General features: G+C 72.3%; 14 protein-coding genes and 1 pseudogene. 9 read left to right on the forward strand and 6 right to left on the reverse strand.

Annotated elements, in window-relative coordinates:
- Nucleotides 1-246: 246 nt before the first annotated feature.
- Nucleotides 247-1296, reverse strand: coding sequence for a chitinase (locus Sm713_RS16035; RefSeq protein ID WP_249416607.1), 1050 nt, complete (start codon nt 1294-1296; stop codon nt 247-249).
- A gap of 396 nt (nt 1297-1692) precedes the next feature.
- Here Sm713_RS16035 and Sm713_RS16040 point away from each other — a divergent pair, with 396 nt between their 5' ends.
- Nucleotides 1693-1860, forward strand: coding sequence for a hypothetical protein (locus tag Sm713_RS16040; protein WP_212910291.1), 168 nt, complete (start codon nt 1693-1695; stop codon nt 1858-1860).
- A complete protein-coding gene (locus Sm713_RS16045) occupies nt 1848-2522 on the forward strand; it encodes a DsbA family oxidoreductase (RefSeq protein ID WP_249416319.1) in 675 nt (224 codons plus the stop codon). Before Sm713_RS16040 ends, Sm713_RS16045 begins: the two co-directional genes overlap by 13 nt.
- A 132-nt stretch (nt 2523-2654) precedes the next feature.
- Here Sm713_RS16045 and Sm713_RS16050 read toward each other — a convergent pair whose 3' ends face one another.
- Nucleotides 2655-3593 (reverse strand): helix-turn-helix transcriptional regulator, encoded by a 939-nt coding sequence (locus Sm713_RS16050; RefSeq protein ID WP_212910292.1) that lies wholly within the window; start codon nt 3591-3593, stop codon nt 2655-2657.
- A gap of 221 nt (nt 3594-3814) precedes the next feature.
- On the opposite strand from Sm713_RS16050, the gene Sm713_RS16055 reads away from it, so the two are divergent.
- Both Sm713_RS16055 and Sm713_RS16060 read left to right on the forward strand, forming a co-directional pair.
- Nucleotides 3815-5191, forward strand: a complete 1377-nt coding sequence (locus Sm713_RS16055) for an MFS transporter (RefSeq protein WP_249416608.1) — start codon at nt 3815-3817, stop codon at nt 5189-5191.
- Between the two features lie 291 nt (nt 5192-5482).
- Nucleotides 5483-5710 (forward strand): hypothetical protein, encoded by a 228-nt coding sequence (locus tag Sm713_RS16060; protein WP_212910293.1) that lies wholly within the window; start codon nt 5483-5485, stop codon nt 5708-5710.
- A 324-nt stretch (nt 5711-6034) separates the two neighbouring features.
- Here the strand turns inward: Sm713_RS16060 and Sm713_RS16065 are convergent, their stop codons facing one another.
- Entirely contained in the window at nt 6035-6427 is a 393-nt protein-coding gene (locus Sm713_RS16065; protein ID WP_249416320.1) for a helix-turn-helix domain-containing protein, read from the reverse strand.
- A 191-nt stretch (nt 6428-6618) separates the two neighbouring features.
- On the opposite strand from Sm713_RS16065, the gene Sm713_RS16070 reads away from it, so the two are divergent.
- Both Sm713_RS16070 and Sm713_RS16075 read left to right on the forward strand, forming a co-directional pair.
- Nucleotides 6619-7341, forward strand: coding sequence for a DsbA family protein (locus Sm713_RS16070; protein WP_212910294.1), 723 nt, complete (start codon nt 6619-6621; stop codon nt 7339-7341).
- A gap of 291 nt (nt 7342-7632) precedes the next feature.
- Nucleotides 7633-8235, forward strand: coding sequence for an FMN-dependent NADH-azoreductase (locus tag Sm713_RS16075; protein WP_212910295.1), 603 nt, complete (start codon nt 7633-7635; stop codon nt 8233-8235).
- On the opposite strand, the pseudogene Sm713_RS40435 reads toward Sm713_RS16075, so the two are convergent.
- Both Sm713_RS40435 and Sm713_RS16080 read right to left on the reverse strand, forming a co-directional pair.
- Nucleotides 8218-8826, reverse strand: a pseudogene (locus Sm713_RS40435) (IS200/IS605 family accessory protein TnpB-related protein); the annotation flags it as partial. The gene Sm713_RS16075 and the pseudogene Sm713_RS40435 sit on opposite strands and share 18 nt — an antisense overlap.
- 3 nt (nt 8827-8829) lie before the next feature.
- A complete protein-coding gene (locus tag Sm713_RS16080) occupies nt 8830-10287 on the reverse strand; it encodes an MFS transporter (protein ID WP_212910296.1) in 1458 nt (485 codons plus the stop codon).
- Between the two features lie 75 nt (nt 10288-10362).
- Between Sm713_RS16080 and dusB the strand changes: the two genes are divergently transcribed.
- Entirely contained in the window at nt 10363-11799 is a 1437-nt protein-coding gene (gene dusB / locus Sm713_RS16085; RefSeq protein WP_212910297.1) for a tRNA dihydrouridine synthase DusB, read from the forward strand.
- 419 nt (nt 11800-12218) lie between these two features.
- Here dusB and Sm713_RS16090 read toward each other — a convergent pair whose 3' ends face one another.
- A complete protein-coding gene (locus Sm713_RS16090) occupies nt 12219-13445 on the reverse strand; it encodes a cytochrome P450 (protein WP_212910298.1) in 1227 nt (408 codons plus the stop codon).
- Nucleotides 13446-14045: 600 nt separating this feature from the next.
- Between Sm713_RS16090 and ppdK the strand changes: the two genes are divergently transcribed.
- Both ppdK and Sm713_RS40440 read left to right on the forward strand, forming a co-directional pair.
- Nucleotides 14046-16922, forward strand: a complete 2877-nt coding sequence (gene ppdK / locus Sm713_RS16095; RefSeq protein WP_374195989.1) for a pyruvate, phosphate dikinase — start codon at nt 14046-14048, stop codon at nt 16920-16922.
- Nucleotides 16923-17440: 518 nt separating this feature from the next.
- Nucleotides 17441-19159: a hypothetical protein gene (locus Sm713_RS40440; protein WP_249416321.1), complete on the forward strand. Its 1719-nt coding sequence runs from the start codon at nt 17441-17443 to the stop codon at nt 19157-19159.
- Nucleotides 19160-19267 lie beyond the last annotated feature (108 nt).

The following is a 19267-nucleotide window of genomic DNA, read 5'->3' on the forward strand; positions in this document are numbered from 1 at the left end:
CGGTGGGCGGTCGCTTCGGCGGCGGGTTCACCTGCGGTGGGCTCTTCGGTAGGGGGTGCCCCCTTGGGCCGGTCGCGGTCTGCGGGTTGGTTGTGGCCGGTCGCTCCCCCACTGCCTTGAGGGCGTGGGAGGTGCCCCCATCCCCGCGCCCCTTGAGGGGCGCGGGGAACCGCGCGAGCAACCGGGGGAAACGCGCCCCGGTGAGGGGGCCGCGCGCCGGTACCGGTGGGAGCCGTCAACGAGCCGTCAACGCCCCTGGAGCGACTTGACGTTGTTGCCGAAGGTCCAGCTCTTCGAGCCGTCCCAGTTGAGGGACCAGGTCATCAGGCCCTTGAGGCCCGTGCCGTAGTGCTGCCAGGCCTGGGAGACCAGGTTCGGCGCCATGTAGCCGCCGCCCGCGCCGGGCTGGGCGGGCAGGCCGGGGACCTGCTTGTCGAACGGCACCCTGACGGTGGTGCCCTGCACGACCAGGCCCTTGTTCAGGCAGTCGGTCTGGGTGGTGAAGCCCTGGACGGTGCCCGCCTGGTAGCTGTCGCCGGAGCAGCCGTACATGCTGCCGTTGTAGTACTGCATGTTCAGCCACCACAGGCGGCCGTTGTCGGCGTACTTCTTGACGAGGGGCAGGTAGGCGCCCCAGATGGAGCCGTAGGTGACGCTGCCGCCCGTGACGTACGCCGTCTCCGGCGCCATCGTCAGGCCGAAGTTGGACGGCATCTGGGCGAGCACGCCGTCGACGATGCGGACCAGGTTGGCCTGGGAGGTCGACAGCTGGTTGATGTTGCCGCTGCCGACGAGGCCGGTCTCGATGTCGATGTCGATCCCGTCGAAGTTGTACTTCTTCAGGATCGGCACGATCGTGGCGACGAACCGGTCGGCCACCGCGCTCGAACCGAGGTCGATTCCGGCCGCCGCGCCGCCGATGGACATCAGGATCGTCTGTCCGGCGGCCTTGGCCTGGCACATCTCGGCCGGTGTCGCGACCTTCACGCCCGCGTCCATGCCGTCCTCCCACAGCACGGTGCCGTCCGAACGGATCACGGGGAACGCGGCGTTCAGGACGTTGTAGCCGTGCGAGGCGATGGCGGAGTCGGTGATGGGCGTCCAGCCGAACGGCGGGTGGACGCCGTTGGAGGAGCCGTCCCAGTTCTCCCAGTAGCCCTGGAGGACCTTCCCGGCCGGTCTGGACTTGACGGCACAGGTGTCCGCGGCCGACGCCGTGGACGTGCCCAGGCCCAGCAGCGGGACGAGACAGGCCGCGGCGAGCGCGGCCCCCAGCAGGCGCGGCTTCCTCAGCAGGCGTGACGCCCGGCGGAACAGCTCCGACGAGCGGCGGAGCAGCGGCGGTGACGTGCGGTGCGGGTAGGGCGTCGAGCGTGTCATACGGGCCTCCCGGCGTGGAATGTCTTGGACATGACAGTGCAGTGGTCCAGACCTGTCGTCAATAGGTCTGGACCTAGCGCCCTGCCGGGAGTCCCCCAGGCGCCTCAGGTGCTCCAGTAGTCCCTTATGCCTACGGCGCGGTCATCGGTGGCGACGTGGCCTTGGCGGCCTTGGCGACCTTGACGGCGTTGGTGGCCTTGACGGTGTTGGGTACATCCGTGTTCGTGACTTACATGAAAGTGCCTTCTTCCGGTTCCCTGGGCGCTGCCGCAGACTGGGGAAACGCACAAAAAGTAACCAAAGGATGTCTCCGTGAGTGCCTCGCTGCTCGACGAAGTCCCCGGAGCCGGCGCGCAGCCGGATCCCGCGCGCTCCGGCGAGGAGCCGGCTGACGCCACCGGCGCCGCTCCGGCTCCCGCCCTGCTCGTGCTCGGGGCCGAGGACGCCCCCGCCTGCTCGGACGGGGCGTGCCTGCTGTGAGCGGGCGTCGGTTGCAGATCGAGGTGTGGTCGGACGTCGTGTGCCCGTGGTGCTACATCGGCAAGCGCCGGCTCGACAGAGCACTCGACCGTTTCGCGCACGCCGGCGACGTCGAGGTGGTGTGGCGCAGCTTCCAGCTCGACCCCGCCCACCGTGCAGGTGCCCGGGAGCCCGTGTACGAGGCCCTCGCCAGGAAGACGGGCGGTTCGCCGGCGCAGGTCCGCGCGATGACCGGGCAGGTCGTGGAGCTGGGCGCGGCGGAGGGGCTGGCCTACGACTTCGACCGGGCCGTCGCCGTCAACACCTTCGACGCCCACCGCCTGAACCAGCTCGGCCGTGCCCACGGCCTCGGCACGCAGATGCACGAGCGGCTGATGCGGGCCCACCTGATGGAGGGCGAGGTCGTCGACGACGTGGAGACCCTCGTCCGGCTGGGCAGCGAGGTCGGGGTCCCGGCCGATGACGTGCGCGAGGTCCTCGCCGGCGACGCGTACGCGGACGACGTCCGGGAAGACATCCGCGAGGCTCAGGCGCTCGGTGCGACGGGAGTGCCGTTCTTCGTCCTGAACCGCACGTACGGCGTCTCCGGCGCGCAGCCTGTCGACACGTTCCTGTCCGCGCTGCACCGGGCCGCCGGCGCACCCGGCGCGGCAGCCCGCTGACCACCGCGGGAACCCCGCCCTCGGCGGACCTCTTCCGGGCCGGGCCTCGGCGGACCTCCGCCAGGCCGGGCGCGGACGGCGGTCAGACGCACCTGCGCCGGACGCGGGACCGGTCCCGATGCCGGACGCTCATCAAGCAGCCGCCAGGGCGAGGGCGTGCAGCTTCTCCAGGCGCTCCCTGGTCTCGTCGTTCGCGGGCGCGTACGTCAGCACCCGGGGGCCGTTGACCGGGCCGAGCCAGAGGTCCGTGTGGTCGAGCGTGAGCAGGCCCACGTCGGCGTTGCGGAACTGCTTGCGCTTGCTCGCCGGGCCCCTCACCTCGTGCCGCTCCCATGCCTGCCGGAAGTCCGGGGACTCCCGCTGCAACCGCTTGAGCAGCATCTTCCACGCGGGATCCGCCAGGTGGTCGGCCATGGAGGCGCGGAACTTGGCGGCCATCAGGCGCGCCGTCTCGTCCGGCGTCACGAGCGCGGCCCGCCACTCGGGGTGGGTGAACGTGAGCAGCATGCAGTTGCGGTCCTCGGGAGGCAGCGCGTCGAGGTCGCAGAAGAGCCGGCTGTACGTGCGGTTGTACGCGAGGATGTCGTAGCGGCTGTTCTGGACGGACGCCGGGAACGGCTCCATCTGCTCCAGGACCATCCGCAGGGCCGGGGTCACCGAGGTGCACTGCGTGTGCGGCGCGGGATCCACGGCCCCGGCGAGGTTGAACAGGTGCGCGCGCTCGCTGACGTCCAGCATCAGGGTGCGCGCCAGCGCGTCCAGCACCTGGACGGAGACCGTGATGTCGCGGGCCTGCTCCAGCCACGTGTACCAGGTCACACCCACCGCGGCGAGCTGCGCGACCTCCTCGCGGCGCAGGCCCGGGGTGCGCCTGCGCGCGCCCCGCGGCAGGCCCACCTGCTCGGGCGCGATGCGCTCCCGGCGGCTGCGCAGGAAAGCGGCCAGCTCCGCGCGCCTGACCTCGGACTCCGAGGACCGCGGTGCCTCGGGGTCTCTGCCGTGGCGGTCCGTGCCGTCCGCCGGTGCCCCGGGCGCGTCGCGAACCGCCTGCTCCTCGGTCATAGTGGACATGCCTACCAGCGTGCCCTACCGCGGAGACTGTTGCCAGGTACTGCTTCTACCAGGATAAGGACACTCTGGTACCCCCCTGAGTCGTGGCCGAGTCTTGTCGTGTGAGTGACACAGGAATCGACTTCGGAACGCCGCCGGCCGGCGCCCCCGGGACCACGTCCCCGGCCCCGGACGGGGGCCGGACCCGCCTCCCGCCCGGCCACCGGGCCGGCGCGGCGGCGGTGCTCGGTGGGCCCGGGCTGTTCACGGTGCTGCTGGGCGCGGCACTCCCTCTCATCGACTTCTTCATCGTCAACGTCGCCCTGCCGACCATCGACCGCGACCTGGCCGCGAGCGAGGCGGTCATGGAACTCGTCGTGGCCGGCTACGGGGTGGCGTACGCGGTCCTGCTGGTGCTCGGCGGGCGGCTCGGCGACATGTTCGGCCGCCGCCGGCTCTTCCTCGGCGGCATGGCCGCCTTCGGCATCACCTCGCTGGCCTGCGGCCTGGCGCCGGACGCCTGGTCGCTGGTGGGCGCGCGGGTCGCGCAGGGCGCCGCGGCGGCGCTGATGCTGCCCCAGGTGCTCGCCACCATCCAGTCCGCCACGCAGGGGCCGCGCCGCGCACGGGCCATGGGCCTGTACGGCGCGACGGCCGGCCTGGCCATGGTCGCCGGGCAGATACTCGGCGGCGTCCTCGTGGCCGCGGACATCGCGGGCACCGGATGGCGTGCGGTGTTCCTGGTGAACGTGCCGGTGGTGCTGGCCGGCCTGGTGCTGGGGCTGCGCACGGTGCCGGAGACCCGCTCCCAGCACCCCGAGCCCATCGACACCCCCGGCACGCTGCTGCTCGGGACCGCACTGCTGACGCTCCTCCTGCCGCTGACGGAGGGCCGCGCCGCGGGCTGGCCGCTGTGGACCTGGCTCGCGCTGGCGGTCTTCCCGGTCGCGGCCTGGGCGTTCTACCGCGTGGAGCGGGGCCTCGACAGGCGCGGCCGCACCCCGCTGGTGCCGCCGAGCCTCTTCCGGGTGCCGTCGATGCGCCGCGGCCTGGTGATGCTCGTGCCGTTCTCGCTCGGCTTCGCCGGCTTCATGTTCGTCATCGCGGTCGCGCTCCAGCAGGGCGCGAAGCTCGGGCCGGTGGCGGCGGGCCTGGCGCTCGCGCCGATGGCGGTGGTCTTCTTCGTCGCCTCGCTGGCGGGTCCCCGGCTGGTCGCCAGGCACGGCAGCCGGGTGGTCACCGCGGGCGGGCTCCTCCAGGGCGCGGGCGTCGCGCTGCTGGCGCTCGCCGCCTGGCGGCAATGGCCGGACCTGGGCCTGGTGGCGATGCTGCCCGGCACCGCACTGGCCGGGGCCGGGCAGGCGCTCCAGCTTCCGGTGCTCTTCCGGATCATCCTCTCCGAGGTGCCGCCGGCCCGCGGCGGCGTCGGCAGCGGTGTGATGATCACCACGCAGCAGTCGGCGCTGGCCCTCGGCGTGGCCACGCTCGGCTCGCTCTTCCTGGGCCTGGTGCCCGGCCTCGGCATGCAGGACGCCCTGGTGGTGACGCTGCTGGCCCAACTGGCCGCCGTGGCCCTGACGGTACTGCTCAGCCTGCGGCTGCCGCGCGCGATCGGCTGACGGGGCGTGAGGGGCCCCGCGCGCACGTGGACCTGCACGTGAAACGTGGACGTGCACGTGAACGCGCGGTGGAGAATCCCCCGTTGATGTTGGGGTTGCTGCACACTCCTTGCTGCACGCGGTGCGCCCAGCGAGGGGCGCGGGACAACCGCGCGAGCGACGAGGCGCCGGCGGAGGGCCGGTGGCCGAGCGCCCCCTGGGCGCCGGTACACCGCCTGCCGGTGGCGGCCGCTCGTGCGGTCCCCGCGCCCCCACGGGGCGTCGGCCGCTCTGCCGCAAGGAGGAGAAGGCATGCTGGAGATGGATTCGAGCAGAGTCATGCGCCAGGACGAGGACGGTCGTGAGCACACCGTCCGGGTCCAGCGCACGGGCCCACGCCGTGTCATAACCTGCGACACGTGCGGCTGGAAGAAGCCCGCGCAGTTCCTGCCCTGGCTGAAGGCCGAGGAGCACCTGGCGGAGGCGCACCAGGCGACGGTGGACCCGTCGGAGGAGGCCCAGGAGCGGTCCGAGAAGTGAGGCCGCTCTCCGCCGTCGCGCGGTGCCATGGGCGCCGCTCGCCCCCGGCCGGCACCGACGGCTTCCCACCCGGCGCCGACGGCTTCCTGTCCGGCCCCGACGGTTCCTGGCCTGGCGCTGACCGCTCCCTGCCCGGCACGGACGGCTCCTGGCCTGGCGCCGACGGCTCCCTGCCCGGCCCGACGCCTCTTCCGCGCCAGGCGCGGGCGGGTGGCCACACGGAAGCGCCGTGCCCGAGCGGTGGTCGAGGCCGTGCGTCGACTCCCGCCCGCTGACTGACCGCGCTCGACGGCGAGTTCTCCGGCTGGTTCGCCCGCGTGGCGGCTACGCGGTCCTGGAGTCGTAGGCGTGCTGGTGGCGGCGGATCTCCGCGTGCCGGTCGGCGGACCAGGCCGCCAGTTCCAGCACGGTGGACAGCAGCGAGGTGCCGAGCCCGGTCAGCGAGTACTCGACGCGCGGCGGGACCTCGGCGTACGCGGTGCGGTCGACGAGCCCGCTGCGCTGGAGCTGCTTGAGGGTGAGGGTGAGCATCCGCTGGGAGATCCCGGGGATGGCCTCCGCGAGCTCGGAGTACCGCACGGCTCCCTCGGAGAGCGTGCCGATGACCAGCACGCTCCACTTGTCGCCGACCAGGTCGAGGATCTCGCGGATGAAGTCGGCGTCCTTGTCGCCCCACTGCGCGCACGGGCTGGGGACCCGGCGCACGCTCGACCTCACGTTCGCGCGACTCCGCCGCATCTCGCTGCCGGCGCCCACGCCCACCGCCTCCCTCTCACGACCTGCGCGCTTGGCCTATGCGCCATGACCTGCCCGTCATGACCCGCGCACATGGATGTGCCTTTTGTATCGCTTGTCATCCTAATGCACAGTGAGGCTACGAACAGAAGGTAAGTATTGAGAGGACCGCCGTGAAGATCGAGTTCTGGTCGGACATCATCTGCCCGTACTGCGGCCTGATGGACCACCGGCTGCGGCTGGCTCTGGAGCGTTTCGAGCACGCCGGCGACGTCCGGGTCGTCCACCGCTCGTTCCAGATCCACCCGGGCCTGCCGCGCGAGGGCGTCACCCAGCGGCGGCTGCTGGAGATGCACGGGATCCCCGCGCGGAACGGGGAGCGGATCCTCGGGCCGATCGAGGACGCCGCCCGCGCGGAGGTGCTCGATCCGTATCACGCGCTGGAACGGACGCTGGGCCCGACCGACCACGCGCACGAGCTGCTCGCCCTCGCCACCGACAAGGGGCGGGGCGGCGAGGTGTGGACGGCCATGTTCCGCGCCCACTTCGGGCAGCGACGCGAACTGTGGACCGAGGACCAGGTCCTCGACTTCGCCGCCGACGCCGGCCTCGACCGCGAGGAGGCAGCCGAGGCGCTGCGCGAGGGGCGCTACCGGGCCCGGGTGGCGGCCGACCAGCAGGAGGCCGAGCGCCTGGGAGCCGGCGGGACGCCCTTCATCACCCTTGACGGCACGTACGCCATTCCCGGCGCCCTCGGCACCGACGAGCTGCTGGCGGCGATGGAACGGGCGTGGCGGGCCGCCCACCCCGAGCCGCGGCCGCTCCAGGTGCTCGGCGAGGCGCACGAGGCGTGCGGTCCCGACGGCTGCGCGGTTCCCCGGCACCCCGCGCCCTGACGTCAGGGGCCACGCCTGGGGCGGTGCCAGGGGCGATGCGGCGGCTCGGCCCGCCGCGCCCGCGCCCGAGTGCTCCCGTGCCCGCGTGCCCCGCGCCGTCCGCCGGCGCGCGCGAGCGGCCGGGCGGCCTGCACCCCGGCGGCCTCCCGCCACCTCCGCGACCTGTACGACCCGCACGACCCGCACGACCCCCGAGTCTCCGCGTCTCCCCGTCTCCGCGCAGTCACGGACTCCCCGCTATCGCCCCTTCCCCGCTATCACCGTTTCCCCGCCTCCCCTACGGAGTCCACCATGTCCTGCCTGCTGCGCATCGACGCCTCCGCCTCCGGCGACGCCTCGGTCTCCCGCCAGGTCGCCGATTCCTTCACGGCCGCCTGGAAGGGCGACGTCGTGCGCCGGGACCTCGCGCTCGAACCCGTCGGCCACCTGGACGCGGCCGGCATCACGGCCCGCACCACCCCCGCCGGCGAGCACACGCCCGAGCAGAAGGCCGCCGCCCTCCTCCAGCACGAGCTGGTGGAGGAGTTCCTCCTCCTCCAGCACGAGCTGGTGGAGGAGTTCCTCGGCGCCGAGGCGTACCTGTTCGCCGTGCCGCTCTACAACTACTCGATCCCGCCGGTCTTCAAGGCGTGGCTGGACCAGACGATGATCGTCGGCAGGACGACAGGGCTGGCCGGGCCGGCCCCCAGCGCCGGCCGTCCGGCCGTCGTCGTCTCCGCCCGAGGCGGCGGCTACGGTCCCGGCGCGCCCCAGCACGGCAGGGACTTCCTGGTGCCCGCGCTGGAGACGATCCTCGGCGACGCGAACCTGATGGCCCTGGACGTCCGCACCATCACGCCGGAGCTGACCTACGCACGCGTGATGGAACCGTTCCTCATCAGTGAGCAGGAGTGAGTCTTGGACCCGAACCTGCGTATCTGGCGCATCCCGAACGGTTGTGGATGCACTGGTCGCCCGCGTTCGCTCCGCGTCCGGCGGCGCGCATCCTGTGCGTGGTCCGGGAATGCGGGGGCGGGGTTCCTCACGTCCCCGGGTGCCGTTTGCGGCCTGGCCGGTCCGATGCCCGCGACGATCGCTCTGGTCGTCGTGGGGCGGTGTCGTCCGTCGCCGGATACGGTGCCCGAGGGCGCGTCGTCCGATTGCCACGGCAGCGCTGTCGTGGCGGGTGGCCTTGCGAGTCTTCGTGGTGAGGGACTTCTGCCAGTGCTCGGCGCCCCAGCGGGAGGTGTATGCCGGATCGACGGCCACGATGGTGATGCCGAGTTCGGCGGCCATACTGGCGAGCCGGGCGCGCAGCCTGGCGACGGGTATGCCGGAGATGAGGTTGCGGAACCGCTTGCGGTGACCGTGCTTCTCGCGGGTTTTCTCGGTGGTGAAGTCGAGGTCTTCGACCGCAATGGACAGGTTGTGGCGTGCGGCCCCATGCAGGAGCTGGGTGAGGGCGTGCCGTACCTGGGCGTCTCGGTGGTTCGCGCTGCCGGACACGACCTAGCCGACCCGGCTCTCCGCGCGCTCCTGCAGTACCTCCGGCGCCGAGAGCCGCTCCGCGGTGCGCCGTGCCGTCTCCTGGGCCCAGCGCCCGCTGGTCAGCGCCCCGAGGGCCAGCACGCACAGCCCGCAGGCGGTGAGGATCCACCACGCGGGGCGGCTGGCGGCGGAGAAGGTCTCCCGGTAGCCGGCGGCGCCCACTCCGGACGCCAGCACCGCTCCGATCACCGCCACGCCCAGGGTGGAGCCGATCTGCCGGCTCGTGGACGCCACCGCGGCGGCCACCCCGGCCTGGGCACGGGGCATGCCCGACACCGCCGTGTTGGTGATCGGCGCGTTCACGAAGCCGAAGCCGAGGCCGAAGAGCACGTAGCCGGTGAACAGCGTGAGGTCGGACGTCTCCGCGTGCAGCGCGGCGAACAGCACCCCGCTCACCGTCATCGCGACGCCCGCCAGCACGAGCGGGAACCGCGGGCCCCGGCTGGCGACCAGCCGTCCGGACACCGGAGCGCACACCAGCGTCATCGCGGCCATCGGCAGCATCCACAGCCCGGCCCGCAGCGCGCTGAGCCCCCGCACCTCCTGGAGGAAGAGCGTGCTCAGGAAGAGGAACCCGCCCAGCGCCACGAACGCGCTCACCGCGATCGCCGTCGCCCCGCTGAACGGCGCGCTCCGGAAGAACCGCACGTCGATCAGCGGCTCGGGGCGGCGCGGCTCGTACCGGATCAGCGCGGCCAGGGCGGCGGCGGCCAGCACGGCGAGGCCCAGCACCCGGGGCGAGGCCCAGCCGGCGTCCGGCGCGGCGATGATCGCGTACGTCAGCGAGCCCAGCAGGACGATCACCAGCGCCTGGCCGACCGGGTCGGGGCGGCGCGGCTCCGGGGCCCGCGACTCGGGCACGAACCTCATCGTCAGCAGCAGCGCGGCCACCCCGACCGGCAGGTTCACCCAGAAAATGGAGCGCCAGCCGACCGAGTCCACCAGCAGCCCGCCGACCAGCGGTCCCGCCGCCATGGATATCCCGACGACACCGCCCCACACGCCGATGGCCCGGGCCCGCTCGCGCGGGTCGGTGAAGGTGTTGGTGATGATCGACATGGCGACCGGGTTCAGCATCGACCCGCCGATTGCCTGGACCATCCGGAAGACCACCAGCAGCGGAAGGCTGGGCGCCACCGAGCACAGCAGCGAGCCGAGGGTGAAGACGATCAGGCCCGCCTTGAAGATCCGCCGCCGTCCGATCCGGTCGGCGGTGGAACCCGAGAGCATCAGCAGCGATGCGAGGACCAGCGTGTACGCGTCAATCGTCCACTGCAGTCCGGCGACGCTGGCGTGCAGTTCCCGTTGCAGGCTGGGCAGGGCGACGTTGAGTACGGTGTTGTCGAGGCTGACGATCAGCAGGCTCATGCAGCAGATGGCAAGAACCAGCATTCTCCGTCGGTGACTGAGCTCCGGCATACTTCAATAGTACGCCTAACTAACGACCTTGAGCGCACGTCTCCGGTACGTGACAATGAGGGGATGCTCACGCCCATGACGACGACCGCGCCGCCCGCAGCAACCGCCGGGGCTCCCACGGGAGCGCCCGCCGGGGCCCGTCCGGCGGCCCCCACCCAGGCCCCCGGGACGCCCGGGCAGGCGCCCGCGTCCACGCGGAGCGCCGCCTCGGGGGCTCCCGCGGCGGGCGCCCTCGCGATCGGCCCGCACACCGTCTGGCCGCCCGTCGTGCTCGCGCCCATGGCCGGCATCACCAACGCGCCGTTCCGCACGCTGTGCCGCGACTTCGCCGCGGGCAGCGGCTGGGGGAGCGGGGAGCAGGAGTCCCCCCGGGGGACGGGCGGCGAGCGGGGCGCGGGGCCCGCCGGGGACGCGCAGGGTGCGGGGACGTCCTCCTTCAAGGGCCTCTTCGTGAGCGAGATGATCACGACCCGGGCGCTGGTCGAGCGCAACGAGAAGACCATGCAGCTCGTCCACTTCGACGCCGGCGAGCGGCCGCGCTCCATCCAGCTCTACGGAGTGGACCCGGCGACCGTCGGCAAGGCCGTGCGCATGATCGCCGAGGAGGGCCTGGCCGACCACATCGACCTCAACTTCGGCTGCCCCGTGCCGAAGGTCACACGCAAGGGCGGCGGCTCCGCGCTTCCGTTCAAGCGGCCGCTGCTGCGCGCGATCCTGCGCGAGGCGGTACGCGGCGCGGGCGATCTGCCGGTCACGATGAAGATGCGCAAGGGCATCGACGACGATCACCTCACGTACCTCGACGCGGGCCGGATCGCCGTGGAGGAGGGCGTGACCGCGATCGCCCTGCACGGGCGCACCGCCGCGCAGCACTACGGCGGCACCGCGGACTGGGACGCCATCGCCCGCCTCAAGGAGCACGTCCCCGAGATCCCCGTACTCGGCAACGGCGACATCTGGTCCGCCTCCGACGCCGTCCGGATGATGCGCGCCACCGGCTGCGACGGTGTGGTGGTCGGCCGGGGGTGCCTGGGCCGGCCGTGGCTCTTCGGCGACCTGGTCGCGGCGTTCGAGGGCGGCGACGCGTTCGCGGGGGACCCGCTCGCGGGCGGGGCGCACGCCGGGGGAGCGCACCACGGCGCGGGGCCGGCCGCGCCGACGTTGCGCCAGGTCGCCGACGTGATGCTGCGGCACGCCACGCTGCTCGGCGAGTGGCTCGGGGACGAGGCGCGCGGGGTGATCGACTTCCGCAAGCACGTGGCCTGGTACCTGAAGGGGTTCTCCGTCGGGTCCCAGATGCGGGGCAGGCTGGCGGTGTCCTCGTCGCTGGCGGAGCTGGCCGAGGGCCTGGCCGAACTGGACCTCGACCAGGCGTGGCCCGCCGGGGCGGAGGGGCCGCGGGGCCGCACGTCCGGCAAGAACCGGGTGGTCCTGCCGGACGGGTGGCTCACCGACCCCAACGACTGTGCGGGGCTGGGCGCCGACGCCGAACAGGACACCTCCGGCGGCTGACCTCGGGGCTCCGCCCCGGTGTTCAGGGGTCACCCCGGTTCCCCGGGGCTGCGCCCCGGTTCTCTGGGGCCGTGCCCCCTCCGTCCACGGGCTGCGCCCGGGCCCCGGCGGTCGGGGGTGCCTCCTTGGGTTGGTGGCGGGCTCTCCCTCGTGTTCGGTTGCTCGCGCAGTTCCCCGCGCCCCTTTCGGGGCGCGCCTGCGGTCAGGGCGGGCATAGTGCGAGGACCCCTTAGGGGCGCGGGGATGGGGGTACCTCCCACGCTCTTAAGGCAGTGGGGGAGCGACCAGCCACGACGAAGCCGCGGTGTCACGATTGGCGTGAGTGGCAGGGCGGATGATCGGGGCGCAGCCCCGCATGAAGGACCAGCCGGTGGTCCGCATGGGGCAGGCCGCCCCTCACCGGCGGTGGACCGGCCCGACTACCGGGCCGTCTCCGTCCAGGTGACCGGCAGCGCGTGGACGCCGTAGATGTTCATGTCGGTCCTGAGCTTCACCTCGCCGGCGGGGACGGCGAGCTGGAGGCTCGGGAAGCGGCGCAGCAGCCCGGCGAATCCGGCCCGCATCTCGATACGGGCCAGCTGCTGGCCGAGGCACTGGTGGACGCCGTGGCCGAAGGTCAGGTGGCCGCGGGCGTTGCGGCGGACGTCCAGGGCGTCGGGGTCGTCGAAACGCCGGGGGTCGTGGTTGGCGGCCAGCATCGAGACGACGACGGTCGATCCCTCCGTGATGGTCTCGCCGCCGAGTTCGATGTCCTCCGTGGCGTAGCGGTAGATGATGTCGACGACGGACAGGTAGCGCATGAGTTCCTCGACGGCGCCGGTCAGCAGGTCCGGATCGGCACGCAGCGCGGCCATCTGCTCGGGGTGCTCCAGGAGCGCGAAGGTACCGAGGGACAGCATGTTCGCGGTCGTCTCGTGGCCCGCGAGCAGCAGCAGGAACGCGACGCCGGTCAGTTCGTCGATGGTGACGTCGTCGTGGCGGGCCAGGTCGGACAGGATGTCCTCGCCGGGCTCGGCGCGCTTGCGCGTGACCAGCTCCGAAAGGTACGTGGTCAGTGCGGTGTACGCGCCGATCTTCTCCTCGAGCGTCTGGTCCTTGACCAGGAACTGGGCGGAGTTGGCCTGGAAGCTCTCCCGGTCCGCGTAGGGGACGCCGAGCATTTCGCAGATCACCAGCGAGGGCACCGGCAGCGCGAACTCCTTGACGAGGTCGACCGGCGGGGTGAGGCGCGCCAGATCGTCCAGCTGCCGCTCGGCGATGCCGATGATCTGCTCTTCGAGCATCTTCATGCGCTTGACGGTGAAGGCGCCGGTGAGCATGCGCCGCAGCCGGGTGTGGTCCGGCGGGTCCATGCTGATGAACAGTCCCGGCACCTGCGGCGACGGCTCGGTGGGCGCGGGCATCCCGCTCATCTCGTACGGCACGTGGAGGATGCCGATGTCCTGGCGGGAGCTGAACCGCGTGTCGGCCATGAGCCGGCGGACCTCCTCGTAGCCGGTGACGAGCCAGCCCTCGTGACCGTCGGGAAAGACCAGCGGGCTGACCGGGCGGGCATCGCGCAGCAGGGAGATCTGCCGGGGCGGGTCGAAGGGACCCGCGTCGCGCACCATGGGCAGGCCCTGCGGGACGGGAACGGTCTGGCTCATCGGATGTCCTTTCACGGCGGTTGGTGCGGCAACGGTCGCGAAGCCCCCTGACATACGGCTGACGCGCCTCTGACACGGATCCCCCTTCTGGGGGAGACCCGAGACCGGGCTGGGGCGCGTGCCCGAGGTGAGGCCGCGCCCCAAAGGGGCGCGGGGATGGGGGTACCTCCCACGCCTTTCGGGCAGTGGGGGAGCGAGCAACCAGTGACGGCGGAAGGTCCGGATAGGACAGGGGCCCCGTTGGGGGCGGTGGGGTCGCACGCCCTCCCCGCACCCCCGGCGCGACCGGCGCGCACGGATGCGGCCGACGGTGCCGGAAAGGCACCCTCGGCGGGTGATTTTCGCCACTTACCGAGGCTGCTCGCTCGAACGAGCGGCCATCCGCACGTCTGCAACTCTCCAAGGGGTGGCACCCAGTGCCACCCCGTCGATCTTCGGCGCCTGAAATCAGATGCGGCTATAGTCGCTCATGTGAGCGCCAATGCTCCCCGTTCGCACCCCACCGCCTTCAAGAAATGAACGGGCGGTGGCCGAAGAATGGCCGTCGCCCTGACTTTCGATCTGCTGGCGGACGGGTGGTTACGGCCGCCTGGCACACGTGTGGACGTGCCCACTCGCCTTCGATCTGGGTATGTTCCCCGACGTCAGGGCAGCCACCGCGTTCTTGAGGAGTCGAGAGCCGTGTCGGAAAAAGCAGGGAACCCAGCCACGAAGTACGTTTACGACTTCACGGAGGGCAACAAGGACCTCAAGGATCTGCTCGGCGGCAAGGGCGCGAATCTCGCCGAGATGACCAACCTGGGCCTCCCCGTGCCGCCGGGCTTCACGATCACCACGGAGGCGTGCCGCGTCTACCTGGAGAGCGGGGCCGTACCAGACGCCCTGTACGACGAGGTGAGTGCGCACCTCGGCTCCCTTGAGCAGCAGATGGGCAAGAAGCTCGGCGAGCCCACCGACCCGCTGCTGGTGTCGGTGCGTTCGGGAGCCAAATTCTCCATGCCGGGCATGATGGACACGGTCCTGAACATCGGCCTCACCGACACCTCGGTGGAGGGCCTTGCAGCTCAGGCCGGTGACGAGCGGTTCGCCTGGGACTCGTACCGCAGGCTCATCCAGATGTTCGGCAAGACGGTGCTCGGCATCGACGGCGAGCTGTTCGACCAGGCGCTCGAAGAGATCACCGAGGCCGCCGCGGGCGACGCCGGCGGGGCGTCACCGAGTGCCACCTCCGACGCCGACCTGACCGCCGCCGACCTCAGGAAACTGGTCAAGCGGTTCAAGAAGATCGTCAAGACCGAGGCGGACCGGGAGTTCCCGCAGGACCCGCGGGAGCAGATGGACCTCGCCGTGAAGGCCGTCTTCGCGTCCTGGAACGGCGACCGCGCCCGCCTCTACCGCCGCCAGGAGCGCATCCCGCACGACCTCGGCACCGCCGTCAGCGTCGTCTCGATGGTCTTCGGCAACTGCGGCGAGGACTCCGGCACCGGCGTCGCCTTCACCCGCGACCCGGCCAGCGGGCAGCAGGGCGTCTACGGCGACTACCTCCAGAACGCCCAGGGCGAGGACGTCGTCGCCGGCATCCGCAACACCGTGCCGCTCGCCGAGCTCGAACGCATCGACTCGACCTCGTACAACGAGCTGCTGCGGATCATGGAGACGCTGGAGAACCACTACAAGGACCTCTGCGACATCGAGTTCACCATCGAGCGCGGCAAGCTGTGGATGCTCCAGACCCGGGTCGGCAAGCGCACCGCCGGCGCCGCCTTCCGCATCGCCACCCAGCTGGTGGACCAGGGCCTGATCAGCGAGGCCGAGGCGCTCCAGCGGGTCAACGGCGCCCAGCTCGCGCAGCTGATGTTCCCGCGCTTCGACGAGAAGGTGGCGGACGGCGGCGCCGAGGAGCACGGCGTCAGGCTGGTCGCCCGCGGCATCGCCGCCTCCCCGGGCGCCGCCTCCGGCAAGGCCGTCTTCGACTCTTACACCGCCATCAAGTGGTCCCGCTCGGGTGAGAAGGTCATCCTGATCCGCCGGGAGACCAACCCGGACGACCTGGACGGCATGATCGCCGCCAGGGGCATCCTGACCTCGCGCGGCGGCAAGACCTCCCACGCCGCCGTGGTCGCCCGCGGCATGGGCAAGACCTGCGTGTGCGGCGCCGAGGACCTGGAGGTCGACACCAAGCGGCGGCGCATGACGGTGCGGGCCACCGACGGCGCGGCCGGCAGGGACGGCATCGTGGTCGAGGAGGGCGACACGGTCTCCATCGACGGCTCCACCGGCAAGGTCTACGTCGGCGAGGTGCCCGTGGTGCCGTCCCCGGTCGTCGAGTACTTCGAGGGCCGGATGCACGCCGGCGCCGACGACGCCGACGAACTGGTCGTCGCGGTGCACCGGATGATGGCCTACGCCGACCGGGTGCGGCGGCTGCGGGTGCGGGCCAACGCCGACAGCGCCGAGGACGCGCTGCGCGCCCGCAGGTTCGGCGCCCAGGGCATCGGGCTCTGCCGTACCGAGCACATGTTCCTCGGCGAGCGCCGCGAGTTCGTCGAGCGGCTGATCCTCGCGGACACCGACAGCGAGCGCGACGACGCGCTGAAGGCGCTGCTGCCCCTCCAGAAGCAGGACTTCGTGGAGCTCCTGGAGGCGATGGACGGCCTGCCGGTGACGGTACGGCTGCTCGACCCGCCACTGCACGAGTTCCTGCCCGACATCACCGAGCTGTCGGTGCGGGTCGCCCTCGCGGAGTCCCGCAAGGACGCCAACGAGAACGACCTGCGGCTGCTCCAGGCCGTCCACCGGCTGCACGAGCAGAACCCGATGCTGGGCCTGCGCGGCGTCCGCCTCGGCCTCGCCATTCCCGGCCTGTTCGCCATGCAGGTGCGCGCCATCGCCGAGGCCGCCGCGGAACGCCTCACGGCGAAGGGCGACCCGCGCGCCGAGATCATGATCCCGCTGGTCGGTACCGTGCAGGAGCTGGAACTCGTCCGCGACGAGGCGACCCAGGTGATCGCGGAGGTGGAGAAGAGCACCGGCACCACGCTGGGCCTGTCGCTCGGCACCATGATCGAGCTGCCGCGCGCCGCGCTCACCGCCGGGGAGATCGCCGAGGCGGCCGAGTTCTTCTCGTTCGGCACCAACGACCTCACCCAGACCGTGTGGGGCTTCAGCCGGGACGACGTCGAGGCCAGCTTCTTCACCGCCTACCTGGAGAAGGGCATCTTCGGGGTGTCGCCGTTCGAGACCATCGACCGCGACGGCGTCGGACGGCTCGTCGAGAACGCGGTCCGCGCGGGCCGCGCCGCCCGGCCCGACCTCAAGCTCGGCGTCTGCGGTGAGCACGGGGGCGACCCGGAGTCGGTGCACTTCTTCCACGAGGTCGGCCTGGACTACGTCTCCTGCTCGCCGTTCCGCATCCCGGTGGCCCGTCTGGAGGCGGCTCGGGCGAGTGCGGCGCCGCACTCCAGCGACAGCCGCTGACGCGGCGGCTGGCCGACGACGGGGGTGCTCTTGTGCCTTGGCGCCGGCTGGGGCGTGGGGAGCTGGGCGCTCAGCCCTGACACGGTCGGGTCCACACCGTCCGGGTGGGGTGGTGCTGTCCGTTCCGGATCGTCGGTTGGTGGGTGGTTGTTCGCGCCCACGCGGCGGAGCCGCACATCGATACAGCCCCGCGCCCCTGCCGGGGTGGGCGTGGGCGGTCTGCCCGGGCCCCTTGCGGGGGCGCGAAGCGCCCCTTCAGGGGCGCGGGGAACTGCGCGACCAGCCACGACGAGACCGTCAGATCGTCACCGGCCTCAAGGGGCAGATCGGTCCGGTCCGGACCACCTGCCGTCGCTGGTTGCGCAGGGAGGGGGCGCGAAGCGCCCCTTTCAGGGGTGCGGGGAACTGCGCGACCAGCCACGACGAGACCGCCAGATTGTCACCGTCCCCAAGGGGCACGATGGGGGATTGACGCGAAGCGCCCCCCTTCCGGACGCTGGGACCGGGGGAGGCGGCGCATGCGGCGGACGGATACCGAGGCAGGGGGAGCGGCGGGGCGAGGGCCCCGTGACGGGCTGGCCGGCGCCGTCGGCGCCGTGCTGCGCTGGGCCGAGGCCTGGACCCGCGAGGACGCGCAGCGGTTCTCGCGCCTGCTGACGTGGGCCTGCAACGACGTGTACGGCCCCCGCCTCACCGTCGCCGAGGCCGAGGCCGAGTTGGCCGCGCTGGGGCTGGACCAGCCCGACGTCATGCCCCTGCTGGCGCTGTTCGCCGGGTACAGGGCGGGCGCGCCCGACCCCGGCCCGCTCGCCGACGGCATCCGGCGGTGTGCGGACGCGGCACGGCGGGCGTTGAGCGGCCTGCCGCCTCAGGCGTACCAGCGGCCCCGCGTCGCCAAGTTCCACGCGGCCCTGCTGTTGCAGACGAACCTCCTGGTGCCCGGGACGCTGGACTTCGACGACGTCGACGAGGCGGCCGTCGGGGAGCCCGAGTACAACCCCGAGGTCCGATCGGTATGGACGGGGCTGAACACCCAGGAGCAGTACCTGCTCGGGATGCTCGACTGCCTGCGGATGGTCCAGACCGGCGACCTGCGGCACCTGGAGCGGTGCGTCGGCCGGTTCCGGGAGATGATCGAGGCGCTGCCGGGATCCGACGCGGTGGCCACGGCCGCCGGGCGGAACCTGGTCGGCCTGCTCGCCACGGCCCTCGCCCAGGCGGCGACGCTCGGCGGCAGCCTCCGGGACGCCGACGCCGCCCGTGCGATCTTCCGGAAGCTGCGCGCCACCCAGGACGAGGGCTCCCTCGGGCTCTCGCACTACGTCACCGTCGCCGCGGCGTTCCAGGAGATCATGCTCGCCTACCGCAGCGGCGACGTCACCGCCCTCAAGCGGCAGGTCGCCGAACTGACCCGCTTCCAGGCGTCGCTGCCGGACGGCCACGAGTTCCGCATCCCCGTGGCCGCCGCGCTGGCCGACTCGCACCACCAGATCGCCGTGCTCACGGGCGATCCGGCCGCACTGCGCACCGCCGTCGCGTACTGGCGGGACGTGGTGGACGCCGACCCCGCCCGGCTGAACACCTTCATGGCCTCGTCCTACCCGGAGGCGCGGGTCTTCGGGCTGATCCAGCTCGTCCTGGTCGAGCCCACCCGCGCGAACGCCGACCGTGCCGTCGCGGAGGTCCACCGGATCATCGAGGGCCGCAGCATCAACGCCCTCAGGCAGATCGAGCTGCGGCACGGCCTCGGCCGGGCCCTGCTGCGCACCGCCCAGCAACTCGGCGAGCGGGAGCTGCTCGACCTGTGCATCGAGGAGCTCTCCCCGGCCCTCGCTCTCATCCGGGACGTCGTCGGCCGGGAGAGGCAGATGCCGCCGAGAGCCGGGGAGGTGATGGCGCTCATCTCCGAGGCGTTCTGGACGCGGGGCAGGTTCCACAGCCACCGGGACACGGACATGGAAGGCGCCCTGGGCATTGCGGCAGCAGGCGCTGAAGATGTTCACCGTCCATGTGCTCACCCAGCACGGGGCGGAGCACAGCCTGTCGGTGGCCCAGGCGGGGTCGAGCCACGCGGCGTGGCTGGCCTACTACAACGCCGTGTTCGGCCGAGTCGCCCCGGCGGTCGAGGCCCTGGAGACGGGGCGCACGCTGGTGCTACGGGCCGCCGCGGCCTTCCGCGGCACCGCCGGGCGCCTGGAGGCCCAAGGCCACCCCGACCTAGCGGCACGCTGGCGTGAGCTCGACCAGGACCCGCAGCGGGACGGCTTCCCGGGGGAGCTCCTGAACACCTCCGCGGGGCCCCAGCTGCCGGGCAACCTGCGGCGCGAGGTCTTCCGGACCCTGTC

The sequence above is a fragment of the Streptomyces sp. TS71-3 genome (assembly GCF_018327685.1).
Lineage (GTDB): Bacteria > Actinomycetota > Actinomycetes > Streptomycetales > Streptomycetaceae > Streptomyces.